This window comes from Bacillus sp. RC240 (assembly GCF_044907945.1).
Taxonomy (GTDB): Bacteria; Bacillota; Bacilli; order Bacillales; family Bacillaceae_G; genus Bacillus_A; species Bacillus_A mycoides.
This window is the reverse complement of the sequence record NZ_JBIYCT010000012.1, coordinates 38,042-55,408: the sequence shown is the minus strand read 5'-3', so window position 1 is coordinate 55,408 and position 17,367 is coordinate 38,042. Positions and strand designations below refer to the sequence as shown.

Genomic DNA, 17,367 nt, shown 5'->3' with positions numbered 1-17,367 from the left:
AGATGCAGGTTAACAATCAGTAGAGATGAAGAATAATCCACTGATTAAAGTTTTACTTTATTATAGTAGGAGAAGATGTTATGTTATTTTATTTTGAACTTGTCGTCATTTTACTTTGTACGAAATTAGCTGGTGATATTAGCGTTAGACTTGGCCAGCCTTCTGTACTCGGTAAATTAATCGTTGGTATTATTATCGGTCCGGCTTTGCTAGGTATTATTAATAGTTCAGAACTTATTGATGAGCTTAGCGAAATTGGTGTTTTGCTACTTATGTTTATGGCGGGACTTGAAACAGATTTAGAAGAGTTGAATCGGAATTTAAAATCTGCATTCGCAGTAGCGATGGGAGGAATTATTTTCCCATTCCTTGGTGGGTATTTAGCGGGGCTTGCTTTTGGAATGTTACAGTCGCATGCGATCTTTTTAGGGTTATTACTTTGTGCCACATCGGTTAGTATTTCTGTTCAAACGCTAAGAGATTTAGGGAAAATGAATACGAGAGAAAGTACGACGATTTTAGGTGCAGCTGTATTTGATGATGTAATTGTCGTTATTTTATTAGCGTTTGTCATGAGTTTTTTAGGCACACAAGATGTAAATGTAACGCTTGTCATTGCAAAGAAAATCATCTTTTTTGTAAGTATTGTTTTCATCGCTTGGAAAGTTGTTCCGTGGATTATGAAAATGCTCGTACCACTTCGCGTAACAGAAGCATTAATTAGTGCAGCTCTTATTATTTGTTTCTCTTTTTCGTATTACAGTGAAATGATGGGGATTGCAGGTATTATTGGAGCATTCGCAGCTGGAATTGCCATTTCTCAAACAGAGTATAAGCATGAAGTGGAACATAAAATTGAACCAATTGCTTATGCAATATTTGTTCCAGTGTTCTTCGTAAGTATCGGAATGGAAATTACATTTCAAGGTATCGGAAGCCAGCTTTGGTTCATTATCATCATGACTCTTATTGCGATATTCACAAAGTTAATCGGATCAGGTTTAGGCGCAAGACTGACAGGATTCAACCTTCAATCTTCTATTAGTATCGGTGCGGGAATGGTTTCGCGCGGAGAAGTGGCGCTTATCATCGCAGCAAATGGACTTGCGGCGAATTTGTTAGCGAAAGAAAATTTCACAGCGATTGTCATTGTTGTTATATTGACGACAATTATTACGCCGCCGCTTTTGAAGAAGTATTTTGTATAGAGAGGAAGGGCTTATCTGATGTAGGTAAGCTTTTTTTTTATTGCAAAATGCAGTGGTCATGTAGCATGAATGGATTGTAATTATGATAAAATCTATGTATGTGATATGACAAGGAGAGGGAAGTGTGAAGATTACAAAGGGGAAAGTTATAGGTGTAATCATACTTATTGCACTATGTATACCATTTACTGCATGGAAAGAGTCAAAAGTGGAAAATTTTCCAGTTTCTATTTTTTCTTCCTATGTAGAAGACGAAAATCCGAAAGACTATAAGTACACTGCTTTTGTACCTGACTTTGCAATTTGGATACATGGATGGGAAAAACAGCGATCTGAAGGTGAAATAACGTCATATAAAAAAGGGGATCGAACTGTAATTGTTCACCATCCACCTGGCAATGATGGTTTTTATCTATATGATACAAATGATATTAGAGAATATACGCAACCATAAGAAGTGGAGGTTAAATAGTGAAAGCTTCAACATTACTATTTAAAATTGAAAGTAATATGGATCAATTTTCACCAGCCGAAAAGAAGGTTGCCATGTACATAATGGAGAATGCAGAAATTGTTCCGAACTTAACGACGAAAGAAGTGTCAACGAATGCAGGCGCAAGTGAGGCAAGTGTTGTTCGCTTTTGTAAGTCGATTGGGATTGGGAGCTTTAAATCATTTAAAATCGCGCTCGTTCGTGAATTAACGATTGCTGATTATAATATTAATGATTTTTCAGTGATGAATACGGAAGATGGACCGTACGACTTGTTTAATAAAGTTACATATGTGAATAAAGCTGCAATTGAGGCGAGCGTTACTGCGATAGATAAAAAGGAACTTGAGAAAGCTGCAGATCGTATTGTAAATGCGGATAAAATTATATTTTACGGAGTAGGCGGATCGGCTACTCCGGCGATGGACGGGGCTTATAAATTTACAAGGCTCGGATTTACAGCGATGATGCTATCTGATTTTCATATGATGTTGCCACTCGTCACGAATTTAAAAGAGGGAGATATATTTGTGGCGATTTCAACTTCTGGGCGGACGAAAGATGTGCTCGAAATGGCGCAATATGCGAAGAAGCGAGGGGCTACAGTTATTGCGATTACGAAGCTAGACCAATCATCTCCGTTATATAAAGCGGCAGACATTCGCCTTTGTATGCCAGATGTAGAGCAAGACCATCGCATTGCGAGTATTGCTTCGAGAATGACGCAACTGAATATGATTGATGCTTTATATGTGATTACTTTCAATCGAATTGGTAATAAAGTATTAGATCAATTTATGGAGACGAGAGAAGAAGCATTACGGTTACGGAAATTGAAGTAGAAGAAAAGATGGGGAGACTCATCTTTTTTATTATCTTTGACACAAATATGTCATGTTGTGAAATTTTATTTCATAAAATAAGAAAGAGTTATTGATTTTTAGTTTCTTAAAGTTATAATAAAAGTGTGAAATATAATTTCGAAGAGGGTGGCAATATGTTAGAGAATTTATCGACAGAACACCGTAATGAGAAAACGATGAATCTAGATGAGATGAGTATAAAAGAAGTGTTACAAAGTATGAATGAAGAAGATCGAACTGTTGCGTTAGCAGTTGAAAATGAAATAGAAGAAATTGAAAAGGTTGTACAAATTGTTACTAAGTCTTTTGAAGAAGAAGGCCGTTTAATTTATATTGGGGCTGGTACGAGTGGCCGTTTAGGCATTTTAGACGCAGTAGAATGTCCCCCGACATTTGGAACAGATGATAACATGGTTCAAGGATTTATAGCAGGTGGATTGAAAGCGTTTACTAAGGCGGTGGAAGGTGCCGAAGATCGTGAAGAGTTAGCAAAAGAAGATTTAAAAAGTATTGGATTAAACGAGAAAGATACGGTTATTGGAATTGCAGCAAGTGGTAGAACACCCTATGTAATTGGCGGATTGAAATATGCAAGTAGCGTGGGAGCAAGTACAGCTAGTATTTCCTGTAATAAAAATGCTGAAATAAGTAAATATGCAAAACTAAATGTGGAAGTGGAAACAGGCGCAGAAATATTAACAGGCTCAACACGGTTGAAGGCTGGCACAGCGCAAAAGTTAGTACTCAATATGATTTCTACAGCGTCTATGATTGGTGTAGGGAAAGTATATAAAAACTTAATGGTAGATGTTCAATCTACAAATGAAAAATTGGTAGAACGCTCAAAACGAATTATTGTTGAAGCGACAGGCGCTAGTTATGAAGTAGCTACAGAGTGTTATGAGAAAGCAGATCGAAATGTGAAAGCTGCAATCGTTATGATATTACTACAGTGTGAATATGGGGAAGCACTAGAAAAATTAAAAGGTGCGAAAGGATTTGTGAAGAAAGCACTTTAAACTTTGGGGAGGGGGATTCTATTATGAAGAAAGAAGAGAGAATGGCCAAAGAAATTTCAGAGCAGCTTGGGGGAGTAAAAAATATTCGTGGCATTGCTCATTGTATGACGAGGTTACGATTAACGCTTCATGATGAAAGTAAAGTGAACATGGACCTTTTAAAAAAGGTTGAAGGTGTTATGGGAGTGATTGAAGATGAAACACTTCAAGTTGTTGTTGGGCCAGGGACAGTAAATAAAGTAGCAGCTGAGATGGAAGATTTAACGGGACTGCGAATTGGTGAGGTGGCAGATCACCACCTTGAAGATCTTGGGCAAGAGATGAAGTCAGAGATTAAGAAGAAAAATAATACACCAGTGAAAAACTTTTTAAGAAAAATAGGAAGTATTTTCATTCCGCTAATTCCGGGACTTGTTGCGTCAGGAATTATAAATGGGGTTGCTAACTTTGCGAAAAACGCAGGTGCTGACCCGAATGCAACGTGGCTACAAATGCTACTACTTATTGGCGGCGGTATCTTTACATTCTTAGGAATTTTAGTCGGTTGGAATACAGCGAAAGAATTTGGCGGGACACCAGTTCTTGGGGCAATTGCAGGTATTTTAATTTTCAACCCAGCGATGGCGAATGTAAAATTATTTGGTGAAGCGCTCGTACCCGGACGGGGCGGATTATTTGCAGTTATTTTTGCAGCATGGCTTATGGTTGTAGTTGAGAGACGAGTGCGAAAAGCTGTGCCAAATGCAGTTGATATTATTGTGACACCACTCATTACTGTATTAGCTGTAAGTATAGTAACGATGTTAGCGATTCAGCCAGTAGCAGGCTTCTTATCTGATGGTATTACAAGCGGTATTAATGCAATTTTAAATGTTGGCGGAGCATTTGCTGGAGCTGTGCTTGCCGGAACATTTTTACCTCTCGTAATGGTCGGATTACATCACGGTTTAACACCGATTCATATGGAATTTATTAATCAAACGCACGTAACGCCTTTATTACCAGTATTAGCAATGGCTGGCGCTGGGCAAGTAGGAGCAGCAATTGCGATTTATGTGAAAACAAAAAATAAACGCCTTCGTAATGTGATTAAAGGTGGATTACCAGTAGGATTTTTAGGAATTGGCGAACCGCTATTATACGGGGTTACATTGCCACTTGGGAAACCGTTTATTACTGCTTGTTTAGGAGCGGCTGTCGGTGGTGCATTCCAAGCTGTTATGAAAACGGCTTCACTCGGAATAGGTGTATCAGGATTATCATTAATTCCGTTAATTGCTGATAATAAATATTTATTATATTTCCTTGGATTAGTAGTGGCATATATTTTCGGATTCATCTTTACGTACTTCTTCGGCTTTAAAGAAGAAATGGCAGAAAACATATAGAGAAAGGGATTCCTTTCTCTTTTTTTTATATTAATAGAAGGAGAGATTTATATGATAGGAGTTTCAATTTATCTTTCAAAAGAGCGAGTAGAGAAACAAGAAGCATGGTTAAAACTAGCAAAAGAAAACGGATTTTCATCTGTTTTTACATCTCTTCACATTCCAGAAGATGATCCGAATACGTATAAGGAGTTAATTCAAATACTTGGGAAACAAGCTCTCGAAAATGAAATGGAATTAATGGTCGATGTCTCTCCAAAATCGTTAAACCATTTAGGCATAACGTATGAAAATGTGGAAGAATTATTAGAGTGGGGCATTACTGGTTTACGAATGGATTACGGAATTATGTCAAAAGAAATTGCGAGTGTATCGCGTAGGATGAAGGTAGCGTTAAACGCGAGTACGATTACAGAATCATTTTGGAAAGAGTTACTTGCGGAAAATATACGAGTAGATCGAGTAGAAGCGTGGCATAATTTTTATCCACGTCCAGAAACAGGACTAGCAAAGTCGTTTTTGCAAAAACAAAATAAATATTTACATGAGTGCGGAATAAAAACGATGGCGTTTATTCCGGGAGATGGTGAAAAACGCGGTCCGTTATATGAGGGCTTACCAACTTTAGAAAAGCACCGCAGTATGCGCCCGCTTCAAGCATATTTAGAACTTGTGCAAGATTGTGCTGTTGATAAAGTTTTAATTGGCGATATAAGCGGGAGTTTAGAAAGTGTACAAGAAATAGCAAGTGCGAGTGGTGGGATTATTCCGGTGCGGTATCAATCGTTTATAAATGATAGCGACACAGTGCAACTGATAGAACGAGTGCATACGAACCGGCTTGATCCGGCTCGTGACGTAATTCGCTCTGTAGAATCAAGAGAAGAAAATAAAGTTGCATTACAACCGATAAATACAATTTCAAGAAAACGAGGCAGTATTACAATTGATAATGAATTGTACGGTAGATATGCTGGTGAAATGCAAATAGTTATAAATGATTTACCTGAAGATAGGAAAGTGAATGTTGTTGGAATGGTGATGGAAGAAGATGTGTCTTTATTGTCTTATATAGGTGCTGGGAAAAATTTTCAACTTTTTTCTAAGTAATAGAGCGAAAGCTTGAATTAGCACTATTTTATAAAAAACATTATCTGCAAAAAGGATAATGTTTTTGGGTTTCTTTAAAAAAGTATTTGACGAATGAAAAGAAATACCGTATTGTTTTGTCTTGTGAATAAATGTTCACCATAACAAAACAAAAAAGGAGAGTTCAGAATGAATCAATATATTGGGAATTTAATTATTCGTATCGTATTAGGAGTTACTTTTTTTGCACACGGTTTAGCAAAGTTTCAATCAGGTATAGATAACGTAGCAGGATGGTTTACAAGCATCGGTTTACCAGGTGGTCTTGCATACGGCGTAGCAACAGTTGAATTAGTTGGTGGTATATTATTGATTATCGGTTTAGGCGTGAGGTATGTAGGATTGTTATTCGCTCTTATTTTGGCTGGAGCTATCGTAAAGGTAAATGGAGCAGCAGGCTTATTAGGAGATGGAAAGAATCCGGGATATGAATTAGATCTTGCATTATTATCAATGGGTGCGTATTTATTCGTTGTAAAAGCAGAAGGATATGTAGATCGTTTTTTAAAAGAGAAAGTAATGAAAACGAAGTAAATTTCATTTTTTAAGTGTTGACTTGACGACTTGGTGTAACTATAATGATTACAACAAGTCGATTAGTAATAAAATGATTCGTATATTTTTTTATTCTAGTTGTAACTAGTTTAGTTACAACTAGAATAAAGCTTAAAGAATAAAGGAATATAAAAGAGTAAATAAAAAGTGGAGGAAATAACATGTCAAAATTACATTTAGAGGTTTTTACAGGATCTGAGCAAGCATTTCAAGTTACATCCACAATTGTATACGGAGAAAAAGATGCAATTCTTATCGATGCACAATTTTTATTAAGTGATGCGCACCGTTTAGCAGCTCAAATTATTGAAACAGGAAAGAATTTAACTCATATTTATGTGACTCATTTCCATCCAGATCACTATTTTGGATTAAATGTATTACATGAAGCATTTCCAGAAGCGAAGATTGTTGCGTTACGGAATACTGTTGAAGATATTCGTAATACATTTGAGAAGAAAGTGGAACAGTGGAAACCATCTATTGGGCATAATGTTCCTCATCAACCAATTGTTCCAGATGAATTAACAGAAGAGAAATTGATTTTAGAGGGAAATGATTTAATCATTAAAGGTGGTTTGCAAGGTGATACACCGAATAATAGTTATGTATGGATTCCATCATTAAAAGCCGTTGTTACAGGCGATATCGTTTATAACAATACTTTCGTATGGACGTTAGAAACAGATGCTGAAGCTCGTCATAAATGGTTAGAAACATTAAGTGAACTTGAAAATCTTCATCCTGAAATTGTTGTAGCGGGTCATCGTGATTATGACGTACCAAATACAGCAGACGCGATTAAACATACTCGTAAATATTTAGTTGCATTTGATGAAGTTCTTGCAGGAAATCCTTCAAGTGAAGAAATTCAAACGGCAATAAAGGAACGATTCCCGCGCGTTAAAGCGTTAGAAATTGGACTTATTTTAGCGGCAAACGCGTTTGGGGCGAAAAAATAATGAAGCAAAAAACAAATTTAGAAATTATTCAAAGCACGTATGAAGGATCAGCTTCTTCGAATGCAAAACATTTAGCAGAAGCATTTTCTGAAAAAGTGGAATGGACAGAGGCAGAAGGTTTTCCGTACGGCGGAACGTATATAGGTACAGAAGCTATAATGGAAAATGTATTTAGTCGTTTAGGATCGGAATGGGATGATTATAAAGCGAGTGTAAAGACGTACCATGAAGTAAACGGAAAAGATGTGATTATTGCTGAAGGTGTTTATTCAGGAGTTTATAAAGAGACGGGAAAATCATTTGAGGCGGAATTTGTTCATGTATGGCAGCTTGAAAATGGAAAAATCGTGAAATTTAAGCAATATGTGGACAGTTACATTGTACGAGAAGCGATGAAGGCTTAAAATGAAATAAGGAAACAAATGGAATCGACTATGTGCAGGCGATTCCATTTGTTTATGTAATTATTAGGGGGAATGGGGAGTACATAATATGAAAAAATGGATAATAGGGGCAATTACAATGATTGTAATTGCGATAGGAGCTGTATTCGGTGTTACTAAACTTCTTAATTATATAGAGGAAGAGGAGAAGAGTCTTAAAACACAAAAAGTGATGAGCCAACAGGACAAGAAAGTTGCGGAAGAGAAGCCACAATTTAGTGAAGATGAAATTATTTCTACAATGCATAGGATGGTACATCAAAAAGTGAAATCATCTGATAAATGGGGATTTATCGAAATGACAAATAAGGAAATTCGTAGTGAGAAGAACGCAGTAGAAAGCAGTACAAATTTTAAATATAAAGCAAAGCTACTTTCTACTTTGGAGCGTTGGGAGAAAGGAGACTTTTCACAAACGGTTGAGGATCATAACTTTTTGTGGGAAATTCAAGGTGGTGATACCGGAAAGGCAACAGAACGTTTATCGCCAGAAGAAGAAAAGCAGTATGTGAAAGAAATGAAAGGTAAATAAAAACATCGCCACTTTGGTGGCGATGTTTTTGATTAAGAATGTTTTCGCATTAAAGCTCTAGTTGGCTGAACAGCAACGGTTTTGAAATGAGAAAATAAATAACACCCTGTCACGACGATGATTGTACCGAAAATTTGAATCCATGTTAATTCTTCTCCAAGGAAAAGGAATGCTAAAATAGCTGTGAAAATTGGATTGAAATTTAGAAAAATCCCCGATGTAGTAGCGCCTAATTTCTGTACACCAATATTCCAAAACACCATACAAAGTACTGTTGAAATGAGTCCTGTATATAAAAGTGATGTTATGAAGGAAGAATTAATATTGGAAACAGTGAAGTTGCCTATGTTAAATGGAAGCAATAAAATGACGCCGAAAATACCAGAATATAACGTCGCCATTAGCGGTGTAACTATTTTTGTCGCCCATTTACTACAAACAGAATAAATACCCCAAATACATACTGCCGCCATCATCCATAAATCTCCGCTATTAAAATGTAGTGAAAATAAAAGAGCGAAATTTCCTTTTAAAAGGACGAGCATAACCCCGAAAAATGAAAGAATCATAGAAAGAATTTGAAGTGTATTTACTTTTTCTTTTAGAAATAGCACAGAAAATAATGCAATTGAAATAGCGTTCAATGTAGAAATAAGACCTACATTCGTTGCGGATGTTTTTTCTAGTGCTAAAAATTGAAAAATGTTAAAAAGAACGACTCCTGAAATTCCCATAAGTATTAACGGAAGTATTGCAGAGCGTGGTGGAATGATTTTCTTCTCTTTAAACCATACCATTGGTAATAAACAAATGATCGCAATTAGCCATCTTAAACTTGTCAGTGTCATCGGAGATGCATGATCGACGAGTGATTTCCCAACGACGAAATTTCCTCCCCATAATAAGCTTGTTAATAATAGTAAAAAGACATAAAAATAAGGCATGCTAAAAACCCCTTTGTTGAAATAAGAATGAACTGTAAATAATTTTAGCATTTTTCTTTATTATCTAATATATTCTTTTGTATAATGGTGAAAACTCGATAAAATGTTTCGTTAGAAATCTTATTTGCAGAAAAACATTCAGTTTTATATAAGTTATGAGATGTTTCTTCGAATAATCGTCGGTAAGAAAAAAGGGGGAATTTTGATGGAGTCATCTGTTATTAAAGTGCTTGATGATTTGGATGTGAAAATTTTAGATATATTGCAGAAAGAATCACAAGTAAGTAATGCAGAGCTTGCACGCCGTGTTAATTTATCTCCAGCTGCGATGCATGCACGAATAAAAAGGTTAGATGGGGAAGGTTTTATTGATAAGCAAGTAGCAATTTTAAATCAAGAAAAGCTTGGATTTGATTTATTATGTTTCATTTTTATGAGTACGAATATTCATCAGTATGAAAAGCTGGAAGTGTTAGAACGAGAATTAGAATCTATGCCTGAAGTGTTAGAATGTCACTGTTTAACAGGAGAGTATGATTATTTATTAAAAGTTGCGAATCGTGATCGTAAAGAACTGGAGCATTTTATTAGAAAGCTGAATAAGCTTGGTATTACACGTATACAGACGAGTTTAGCACTTCGTGAAATTAAATATTCAACGGTATTACCGATACGAAATGAGGAACCGAGCATCGATTAAGTTGCTTGGTTTTTTGTTTGTGTAAAGTGAAACTTTAATCAGTGGGGGTTTTGTTCATCCACCACTGATTATTAGCCTTCACCAATCGGGCGTTTAGGGGTAGCCCGACTCCCACCTATCTTCTTTGCTTCAGCCGAATTTTGAGGTGGGAGTCTTACTGCCCGTTAATGCGGGATAAAATTCAGAAAAGTAATTGACGGAGAGAAAAGAGAGATGTATTATTATATGAAATTATGAATTAAAATTCATATAATGTTATAAATATTAACACTGGGGGCAAGGGGATATAATATGAAAATCTTTAATGCGGTTACAAGTGATGTGAAAGAAATTTATAATCTCATTGAAATGTATGCAAAAGAAGGAGTTGTTTTGCCGCGTTCTCTTTTGTCTCTCTATCAATATTTACAATGTTTATATGTTATGAAAGAAGGGGAGGAAGTCGTTGGAGTTGCTGGTTTGCATGTGTTAGGAGAGGATCTCGCAGAAGTACGATCGTTAGTAGTTTCGCATACATATGCAGGAAAAGGGATAGGGCGTAAGTTAGTGAATCATGTAATGAATGAGGCGGCGAAGATAAAAGTGAACGGGGTAATTTCTTTAACATATGAAACAGAATTTTTTCAAAAGTGCGGGTTTGATTTTATGAATAGAGAAGCATTGCCAGAAAAAGTGTGGATTGATTGTAGACATTGTCCAAAAGTTGATTATTGTGATGAGGTGGCGATGATACGGTATGTGGGGTGAAATTTTTAGAGAGAAAAAAGGCCCACTATTATTTAAGAAATAGTGGGTATCTATATTTTGATCAGAAATGAGATGTTGTTAAGAATTTGAATTCGTTTGTCTCATTGCAAAATTAAAAATGGGATTTTTAAGCTCATAGTTATAAGTAGAACCATCGACCAGCCCTACAACTTTATCGCTATCATAAAGGTCGAGCATAAATTGTGCCATTTGTTTTGCCGTGTGGAATTTCGGTACAACACCATCATATTGGAACTCATCAATATTAAATGAACGTTTCGCAAATTCTGTTTCAGTTGCACCAGGAGCTAAAACTTTTGCTTGTAATTTTGCACCTTGTTCTTTCAGTTCGTGAGATAGTCCTTCTGTAAATGCACTTACATAAAATTTCGTAGCGCAATACGTAACAGCATTGGCAACAATCGTGTATCCACCGCCTGATGAAACGTTAATAAGCTGTGTTCCTTCGGTCATTGAATAATCTCGAACGAAAAGGGAAGATAGTATTGTTAGTGCTTCTATATTTACATGCAACATCGTTTCTATCTTGTTTAAATTTTGTTCAGCAATTGAGGCGAAATTACCAAAACCTGCGTTGTTAATCCACGTTTCAATTTGAAAAGTTTGTAGGCTTTCATAAAGTTTATAAACATTTTCAGTGACGGATAAATCAGTTCTTCGAATGACAACATCCAACTCTGGATGCATTTCGTTAATTTTTAATTTTAATCCGTCTAATTCTTCTTGTCTTCGAGCTACAAGTATTAAATTTTTTCCGCGAGATGCAAAGGCTAAAGCAGATTCATAGCCAATTCCTGAACTAGCACCAGTAATAACAGTATATTTCATATAAAAGCCTCCTAAATTCAAATTAATTTATCATGGTTAGATTGTATTTGTTAGAGTATACTCTAAGTCAAATGTTTTTTATAATTTGGATAAGGCAGTAAAATATATGAGAGTAAATGGCGTGCGGAGGGAGAATGGTTATGTACACAATTAGCGAGGTAGCTAAATTATTAGGAGTGAGCACACATACATTACGTTATTATGAAAAGGAGAACATATTAATTGCAAATCGCGATGCAAATGGGAATAGATTGTATGAAGAGTCACATATAAAGTGGTTGCAGTTTGTAATGAAATTAAAACAAACACAAATGCCGATAGCGAAAATAAGAGAATATGCTAGATTATATTTAGAAGGGGAGCATACAACCGAAGCTCGTTTACAACTGTTAGAAAATCATAAAAAATCTATTCGAACTCAAAGAGAAAACTTAGAAATTACAGAGAAGATGCTCGAAAATAAAATTATTGCATACAAAGACTCGTTGAAAAGTAAATAGCGTACAAAATATTTCGTTCTTTGTTGCATGTTGAAAAGGGAGTACAGGTCTTTGTTTTGGAATTTATCTATGAGTATTTTATTATAATGTACCGATAAATTAAAAAAGAGCAGTTAGCTAAAAGCAACTGCTCGATTCAAAGGGATCTCCAAGGGGGGAATGGAGAAAATATTATGTTACTACCATTATTCACAGATTATTAAGAAATATTCATGTGGATTTAAGAAATTTAAAATATTTTTGGTTAATAGAATCCGGGTGTTGACACTTTATCAATTGGTCATGTAGAATGTTTATGAATGACATTCAGTCATTTCTTCTGTGGAAGGGTGTAGATAAGCAACTTTTATATGTAGTTAACTTAATAACGGAGCAAATATAAGGATAAATGAGGATGATATTGGTTTTTTAAATAGTAGTTAGAGTGAGATTATATTTTTTAAATTAAAAATGACTGACGGTCAGTCAGTGAATAATAGAAGGTGAGAGATATGAAAAATAAAGCTTGGTTATATGTCATATTAACATGTATTTTTGAAGTCTTTTGGGTGTTTGGTTTTAATACAGCTCATACTTGGTGGCATTGGGTCATTATTGTAGGAGTTATCGCTGTTGATTTTTACTTCCTATCGAAAGCGTGCGAACATCTTGCAACAGGGACTGTATATGCTGTGTTTGCCGGAGCTGGTACGGTAGGTACTTTCTTAATGGATGTATTCCTTTTCGGCGGCAGTTTCAGTGTAGGAAAACTATTCTTTATCGTGATGGTCGTAGCGGGCGTTATCGGTTTAAAATTGGCTGATAATAAAGAAGAAACCGCGGAAGAAACTATGGAAGGAGCTGCTTAAAAATGGGTTGGATTTTCGTATTTTGTGCTGCAATTAGTGAAATAGTCGGTGTGATAGGCCTTAAAATGTATAGTAAAGATAAGAAGTTAGCAAATGGAGCGATTTATATAGGTGGATTTGCAACTTCCTTCGCATTTTTATACACATCTTTCTTGTTCTTACAAGTAAGTGTGGCTTATGCGGTTTGGATTGGCATTGGAACAGCAGGCGCAGTTTTATTAAATATGTTTCTGTTTGGTGAATCGAAAAGTAAGGCACGTTTGATTAGTGTAGCTCTTATCGTATGTGGAGTTACGGGATTAAAGGCTCTTTCATAAGAAAATGATATTAAAGTTGAATCTCCTAACGATTTGTTGGGAGATTTTTATTATGAAAAGTGCACTATAATTGACAGTACAGCTAGTTATTTTATAAAATGAGTGACAGTCATTCAATACGCGTGTGAAAGGGTTTAGATGATGAATAAAAAAGAAAAAATTGTCTATGCAGCTATTGAAGTATTTCAGGAAAAGGGCGTTGAAAAAACGAAGATTTCTGATATCGTGAAATTGGCTGGCATTGCGCAAGGAACGTTCTATTTATATTTTCCTTCTAAGTTATCTGTTATGCCTGCAATAGCAGAAGTGATGGTTGAGAAGATGATACTTGCAGTGAAAGAAAAAGTACAGAACGATTCACCTTTTTCAAGTAAGGTTGAGCAAGTAATAGATGCAGTGTTTAACTTTATAGCTGAATATCGTGAAATACAAGCTTTAATGTATGCGGGTCTTGCATCTACTGAACATATAAAAGAATGGGAAGCTGTGTATGAGCCTCTTTATATATGGCTAAGTGACTTTTTAAGTGAGGCAAAAGAATCAGGTGAAATTCGTGATTCGGTTCACGCAGAGCGAACAGCGAAGTTATTTATCGCTCTTGTTGAATCAGCAGCGGAACAAGTTTATTTATATGATCATAAAGATGATGAGCAAGTCGAGCTACAAAAGGCAGAAGTACTAGATTTTTTAACACATGCACTACATATAAAGAAGTAGTAAGATGAACCTGTCTGAAAAGGTAGGTTCATTTCTGCGGGAAACTGAATGATAGTCATTCACCCTGTGTTTATGTATGTGTGGAAGGATAGAGTGAAATTCTAATGAGTGGGGACATCTTTACTCAGTATGAGCCCACAAATAGCAGGATAAAGAAAAAGCTTCTTGGGCATTATTTTTGAGAGGAACTACGGGAAGAGGTGTTAAAAATTGAAGAAACCGATAAAAGAACAAAAGATGGTATTGATCATTCTTTTGAGTAATATATTTATCGCTTTTTTAGGGATTGGATTAATCATTCCGGTTATGCCGTCCTTTATGAATGATATGAATTTAACAGGAAAGACGATGGGTTATCTCGTTGCAGTGTTTGCGATGGCGCAGCTTATTACTTCACCTATTACGGGTCGTTGGGTCGACATTTACGGTAGGAAGAAAATGATAATCATTGGATTATTTATTTTTGGTGTTTCAGAGCTTCTTTTTGGATTAGGTACAGATGTGTGGATGCTTTATGCAGCGAGGGTGTTAGGCGGAATTAGTGCTGCGTTTATTATGCCGGGTGTTACGGCATATGTTGCTGATATTACTTCTATTCAAGAACGTCCAAAGGCGATGGGCTATCTTTCAGCCGCTATTAGTACCGGATTTATTATAGGGCCTGGAATTGGCGGGTTTATTGCAGAATACGGTATACGTGTGCCGTTCTTTGTGGCAGCAGTGATTGCTTTTGTCGCATGTGTAATTTCCATCTTTATTTTGAAAGAGCCGTTAACGAAAGAAGAGCTTGCAGAGATTTCTGCTAATACGAAAGAATCAAGCTTTATCGGGGATTTAAAGAAATCATTAAATCCAATGTATGCAATCGCATTTATTATTGTATTTGTACTCGCATTCGGTTTATCAGCATATGAAACTGTTTTTAGTTTGTTTTCTGATCATAAATTTGGTTTTACACCGAAAGATATTGCTGCAATTATTACGATTAGCTCCATCTTTGGGGTAGTTGTGCAAGTATTTATGTTTGGCAAATTGGTTGACATGTTCGGTGAGAAAGTATTAATTCAAATATGTTTAATTGTAGGTGCAGTATTAGCATTCGTCTCAACTGTAGTCTTTAATTATTGGATTGTACTTCTCGTTACTTGTTTTATTTTCTTAGCATTTGATTTACTTCGTCCAGCTTTAACGACGTTTTTATCAAAAGCAGCTGGAAAAGAGCAAGGATTCGTTGCTGGTATGAACTCAACGTATACGAGTTTAGGAAATATCGCAGGACCAGCGATGGGCGGAATATTATTTGATATAAACATTAATTATCCATATGCATTTTCAGGTGTTGTTTTAATCGTTGGTCTCGGCATTACATTTATGTGGAGAGAGAAACAGCTAGCTCAAAGTTTTGCGAAGTAATGTAGTGAATAACGAAAAGCCTCTTACTATTTTTATGGTAAGGGGCTTTTCGTTTATAAACTTAATCCAAACCGCTTTAATTCAATAAATATCCCCTCTAATTGCTTTCCTTTATCCGTTAACGTGTACTCTACGCGAGGCGGAACTTCTGGGTATACTTTTCGCGTTATAATCCCTTGTGTTTCCAATTCTTTTAGGCGAAGCGATAAAGTTTTCGGACTAATCCCGTCCATTGATTTTTGTAAATCACTAAATCGTAAAGTTCCTTCGATAAGAAGGTCACGAATGATTAAAAACGTCCATTTTGTACTAATTACGTCAAGCGTTTTAGCGATAGGACAAGGTATACCAGGTAAACCTTTCGTTAATACAACTGGATCTATATTGCTCATGGAAATAGCCTCCATAAAATTTTTTTGAATGAATTTGCCTTATCGTATCACAAAACTATCTTTTTGGTAACTATATGAAAAAAATATCACTACTTCCATAAAGGAAGTTAGTGCATATACAATAGCAATACGAAATACAAAGGGTTTGTATGAGGAGGAGGTGATTTCCATGGGTATGAAAAAGTTGTTTATGTTTCTTAGTTTTTTTGTCATTTGTATTGTGCTTGTAGCATGTAGTGGTGAGCAAAAAACTGAAATTCAGTTATTAAAGGAAATGCCGAAGCCAAAAGCAATGACAATTGATTCTTCATTAAGTAAAAAGGAAGCGACAGAAATCGTGCATGCAGCTCAGCGTTTTTATGCATTTTGGGATACAGGTAAAGAGGAGCTTATTCCGCAGACGGTTACTGAAAATTTTTTCGATAACACACTGCCGAAAGGTCGACCACAAGGCACTGAAGGATTAAAGCTTGCGGCGCAAAACTTTCGTAAAGTCGTTCCAAATATACATTGCGAGATTGAAGATTTATTAGTGGTTGGTGATAAAGTAACAGCTCGTCTTTCTTTTACAGGAACTCATAATGATAAGAAAATCAATTTTTTTGCAATTGATATTTTGCATGTGAAAGACGGAAAGGTAACGGAAGATTGGCATTTAGAAGATAATCTTACGCTGAAACAACAACTTGGGTTAATAGCTGAAGAGTAAAATAAGGGAGAGAAAAGTTATGAAAAATATATTCATTATAAATGGGCATGAAAAATACGGTTCAAAGGAAGGTCGATTAAATAAAACGCTAGCTGATTGCATGATAAGTTTACTAAGTGAAAATCATCATGTGAAAACAACAACGATTCAAGATGGATACAGTATTAAGGAAGAGCAAGAAAAGTTTTTATGGGCTGATGTTGTAATTTATCAAACACCTATTTACTGGTTTAGTGTACCGGGATTATTTAAAACATATATGGATGAAGTGTATGAATACGGTTTGTTCTTTAAAGGTGCAGATGAATACGGAACAGGTGGTTTATTAAAAGAGAAGCAGTATATGTTTTCTACAACTTGGAACGCACCTGAAAAAGCATTCGGAGATAAGACGAAGTTCTTTGAAGGAGAAAGTTTAGAATCAGCACTTAGTCATTTACATCGTGTGCAGAAGTTTCTTGGCATGAGTCCGTTAAAGAGTTTTGCTTGTTATGATGTGGTGAAAAATCCGGATATTGAGCAATATTTATTGAACTTGAGAGATCACTTAGATAGAGTAATTAAATAATAGTTTGTATCTGTATGTGAAGAAGGTACTACTAAGGATGTAGTACCTTCT

Annotated in this window: 22 protein-coding genes; 19 read left to right on the top strand and 3 right to left on the bottom strand. The window is 35.8% G+C overall.

The features are described 5' to 3' along the window. Positions 1–80 precede the first annotated feature (80 nt). The 10 genes from ABH955_RS25510 (at position 81) to ABH955_RS25465 (ending at position 8,612) form a co-directional block, all read left to right on the top strand. Positions 81–1,208 (top strand): cation:proton antiporter, encoded by a 1,128-nt coding sequence (locus tag ABH955_RS25510; protein WP_016094715.1) that lies wholly within the window; start codon positions 81–83, stop codon positions 1,206–1,208. Between the two features lie 124 nt (positions 1,209–1,332). After that, a complete protein-coding gene (locus ABH955_RS25505) occupies positions 1,333–1,662 on the top strand; it encodes an outer surface protein (RefSeq protein WP_404491818.1) in 330 nt (109 codons plus the stop codon). Positions 1,663–1,679: 17 nt separating this feature from the next. Then, positions 1,680–2,543 carry a MurR/RpiR family transcriptional regulator gene (locus ABH955_RS25500; RefSeq protein WP_002010793.1) on the top strand — a complete coding sequence of 288 codons (864 nt, stop codon included), beginning with the start codon at positions 1,680–1,682 and terminating at the stop codon, positions 2,541–2,543. 155 nt (positions 2,544–2,698) lie between these two features. Beyond that, on the top strand, positions 2,699–3,583 hold the full coding sequence (murQ, locus tag ABH955_RS25495; RefSeq protein WP_002166328.1) for an N-acetylmuramic acid 6-phosphate etherase: 885 nt from the start codon (positions 2,699–2,701) through the stop codon (positions 3,581–3,583). A gap of 23 nt (positions 3,584–3,606) precedes the next feature. After that, positions 3,607–4,971, top strand: a complete 1,365-nt coding sequence (locus ABH955_RS25490) for a PTS transporter subunit EIIC (RefSeq protein WP_002125455.1) — start codon at positions 3,607–3,609, stop codon at positions 4,969–4,971. 51 nt (positions 4,972–5,022) lie between these two features. Beyond that, on the top strand, positions 5,023–6,081 hold the full coding sequence (locus ABH955_RS25485) for a DUF871 domain-containing protein (protein ID WP_404491817.1): 1,059 nt from the start codon (positions 5,023–5,025) through the stop codon (positions 6,079–6,081). A 168-nt stretch (positions 6,082–6,249) separates the two neighbouring features. Further along, positions 6,250–6,654 (top strand): DoxX family protein, encoded by a 405-nt coding sequence (locus tag ABH955_RS25480; protein ID WP_001077751.1) that lies wholly within the window; start codon positions 6,250–6,252, stop codon positions 6,652–6,654. 182 nt (positions 6,655–6,836) lie between these two features. Then, positions 6,837–7,637 (top strand): MBL fold metallo-hydrolase, encoded by an 801-nt coding sequence (locus ABH955_RS25475; RefSeq protein ID WP_404491816.1) that lies wholly within the window; start codon positions 6,837–6,839, stop codon positions 7,635–7,637. Further along, entirely contained in the window at positions 7,637–8,041 is a 405-nt protein-coding gene (locus ABH955_RS25470; protein WP_002140494.1) for a nuclear transport factor 2 family protein, read from the top strand. Before ABH955_RS25475 ends, ABH955_RS25470 begins: the two co-directional genes overlap by 1 nt. Positions 8,042–8,129: 88 nt before the next feature. Beyond that, positions 8,130–8,612: a PRK06770 family protein gene (locus ABH955_RS25465; protein WP_404446160.1), complete on the top strand. Its 483-nt coding sequence runs from the start codon at positions 8,130–8,132 to the stop codon at positions 8,610–8,612. Positions 8,613–8,644: 32 nt separating this feature from the next. Here the strand turns inward: ABH955_RS25465 and ABH955_RS25460 are convergent, their stop codons facing one another. Continuing rightward, entirely contained in the window at positions 8,645–9,556 is a 912-nt protein-coding gene (locus ABH955_RS25460; protein WP_404446163.1) for a DMT family transporter, read from the bottom strand. Positions 9,557–9,761: 205 nt separating this feature from the next. Between ABH955_RS25460 and ABH955_RS25455 the strand changes: the two genes are divergently transcribed. Both ABH955_RS25455 and ABH955_RS25450 read left to right on the top strand, forming a co-directional pair. Then, entirely contained in the window at positions 9,762–10,256 is a 495-nt protein-coding gene (locus ABH955_RS25455) for an Lrp/AsnC family transcriptional regulator (protein WP_063219320.1), read from the top strand. A 291-nt stretch (positions 10,257–10,547) separates the two neighbouring features. Next, entirely contained in the window at positions 10,548–11,003 is a 456-nt protein-coding gene (locus tag ABH955_RS25450) for an N-acetyltransferase (protein WP_404491815.1), read from the top strand. Positions 11,004–11,081: 78 nt separating this feature from the next. Here the strand turns inward: ABH955_RS25450 and ABH955_RS25445 are convergent, their stop codons facing one another. Further along, positions 11,082–11,852 carry an SDR family NAD(P)-dependent oxidoreductase gene (locus tag ABH955_RS25445; RefSeq protein WP_404491814.1) on the bottom strand — a complete coding sequence of 257 codons (771 nt, stop codon included), beginning with the start codon at positions 11,850–11,852 and terminating at the stop codon, positions 11,082–11,084. Between the two features lie 140 nt (positions 11,853–11,992). Here ABH955_RS25445 and ABH955_RS25440 point away from each other — a divergent pair, with 140 nt between their 5' ends. The 5 genes from ABH955_RS25440 (at position 11,993) to ABH955_RS25420 (ending at position 15,647) form a co-directional block, all read left to right on the top strand. Continuing rightward, a complete protein-coding gene (locus tag ABH955_RS25440) occupies positions 11,993–12,352 on the top strand; it encodes a MerR family transcriptional regulator (RefSeq protein WP_002087388.1) in 360 nt (119 codons plus the stop codon). Between the two features lie 491 nt (positions 12,353–12,843). Further along, the gene (locus ABH955_RS25435; RefSeq protein WP_002010813.1) at positions 12,844–13,200 is read left to right on the top strand and encodes a DMT family transporter; all 357 of its coding nucleotides are present in this window, start codon (positions 12,844–12,846) and stop codon (positions 13,198–13,200) included. Positions 13,201–13,202: 2 nt separating this feature from the next. Next, positions 13,203–13,517 carry a DMT family transporter gene (locus ABH955_RS25430; RefSeq protein ID WP_404491813.1) on the top strand — a complete coding sequence of 105 codons (315 nt, stop codon included), beginning with the start codon at positions 13,203–13,205 and terminating at the stop codon, positions 13,515–13,517. A 138-nt stretch (positions 13,518–13,655) separates the two neighbouring features. Next, positions 13,656–14,234, top strand: coding sequence for a TetR/AcrR family transcriptional regulator (locus ABH955_RS25425; protein ID WP_002134597.1), 579 nt, complete (start codon positions 13,656–13,658; stop codon positions 14,232–14,234). 210 nt (positions 14,235–14,444) lie between these two features. Then, positions 14,445–15,647 (top strand): MFS transporter, encoded by a 1,203-nt coding sequence (locus tag ABH955_RS25420; RefSeq protein WP_002125479.1) that lies wholly within the window; start codon positions 14,445–14,447, stop codon positions 15,645–15,647. A 53-nt stretch (positions 15,648–15,700) separates the two neighbouring features. Here the strand turns inward: ABH955_RS25420 and ABH955_RS25415 are convergent, their stop codons facing one another. After that, on the bottom strand, positions 15,701–16,039 hold the full coding sequence (locus ABH955_RS25415) for a winged helix-turn-helix transcriptional regulator (protein ID WP_002188429.1): 339 nt from the start codon (positions 16,037–16,039) through the stop codon (positions 15,701–15,703). Between the two features lie 169 nt (positions 16,040–16,208). Here ABH955_RS25415 and ABH955_RS25410 point away from each other — a divergent pair, with 169 nt between their 5' ends. Both ABH955_RS25410 and ABH955_RS25405 read left to right on the top strand, forming a co-directional pair. Further along, a complete protein-coding gene (locus ABH955_RS25410; RefSeq protein WP_404491811.1) occupies positions 16,209–16,748 on the top strand; it encodes an ester cyclase in 540 nt (179 codons plus the stop codon). 19 nt (positions 16,749–16,767) lie between these two features. After that, positions 16,768–17,316 (top strand): NAD(P)H-dependent oxidoreductase, encoded by a 549-nt coding sequence (locus tag ABH955_RS25405; protein WP_107887887.1) that lies wholly within the window; start codon positions 16,768–16,770, stop codon positions 17,314–17,316. The last annotated feature ends 51 nt before the right edge of the window (positions 17,317–17,367 follow it).

Bases quoted from the DNA above. Each gene is read 5' to 3' on its own strand.
- ABH955_RS25460 (WP_404446163.1), bottom strand. From the start codon at position 9,556: ATGCCTTATTTTTATGTCTTTTTACTATTATTAACAAGCTTATTATGG.
- ABH955_RS25490 (WP_002125455.1), top strand. From the start codon at position 3,607: ATGAAGAAAGAAGAGAGAATGGCCAAAGAAATTTCAGAGCAGCTTGGG.
- murQ (WP_002166328.1), top strand. From the start codon at position 2,699: ATGTTAGAGAATTTATCGACAGAACACCGTAATGAGAAAACGATGAAT.
- ABH955_RS25455 (WP_063219320.1), top strand. From the start codon at position 9,762: ATGGAGTCATCTGTTATTAAAGTGCTTGATGATTTGGATGTGAAAATT.
- ABH955_RS25485 (WP_404491817.1), top strand. From the start codon at position 5,023: ATGATAGGAGTTTCAATTTATCTTTCAAAAGAGCGAGTAGAGAAACAA.
- ABH955_RS25430 (WP_404491813.1), top strand. From the start codon at position 13,203: ATGGGTTGGATTTTCGTATTTTGTGCTGCAATTAGTGAAATAGTCGGT.
- ABH955_RS25440 (WP_002087388.1), top strand. From the start codon at position 11,993: ATGTACACAATTAGCGAGGTAGCTAAATTATTAGGAGTGAGCACACAT.
- ABH955_RS25410 (WP_404491811.1), top strand. From the start codon at position 16,209: ATGGGTATGAAAAAGTTGTTTATGTTTCTTAGTTTTTTTGTCATTTGT.
- ABH955_RS25450 (WP_404491815.1), top strand. From the start codon at position 10,548: ATGAAAATCTTTAATGCGGTTACAAGTGATGTGAAAGAAATTTATAAT.
- ABH955_RS25405 (WP_107887887.1), top strand. From the start codon at position 16,768: ATGAAAAATATATTCATTATAAATGGGCATGAAAAATACGGTTCAAAG.
- ABH955_RS25480 (WP_001077751.1), top strand. From the start codon at position 6,250: ATGAATCAATATATTGGGAATTTAATTATTCGTATCGTATTAGGAGTT.
- ABH955_RS25445 (WP_404491814.1), bottom strand. From the start codon at position 11,852: ATGAAATATACTGTTATTACTGGTGCTAGTTCAGGAATTGGCTATGAA.
- ABH955_RS25475 (WP_404491816.1), top strand. From the start codon at position 6,837: ATGTCAAAATTACATTTAGAGGTTTTTACAGGATCTGAGCAAGCATTT.
- ABH955_RS25465 (WP_404446160.1), top strand. From the start codon at position 8,130: ATGAAAAAATGGATAATAGGGGCAATTACAATGATTGTAATTGCGATA.
- ABH955_RS25510 (WP_016094715.1), top strand. From the start codon at position 81: ATGTTATTTTATTTTGAACTTGTCGTCATTTTACTTTGTACGAAATTA.
- ABH955_RS25470 (WP_002140494.1), top strand. From the start codon at position 7,637: ATGAAGCAAAAAACAAATTTAGAAATTATTCAAAGCACGTATGAAGGA.
- ABH955_RS25435 (WP_002010813.1), top strand. From the start codon at position 12,844: ATGAAAAATAAAGCTTGGTTATATGTCATATTAACATGTATTTTTGAA.
- ABH955_RS25415 (WP_002188429.1), bottom strand. From the start codon at position 16,039: ATGAGCAATATAGATCCAGTTGTATTAACGAAAGGTTTACCTGGTATA.
- ABH955_RS25425 (WP_002134597.1), top strand. From the start codon at position 13,656: ATGATGAATAAAAAAGAAAAAATTGTCTATGCAGCTATTGAAGTATTT.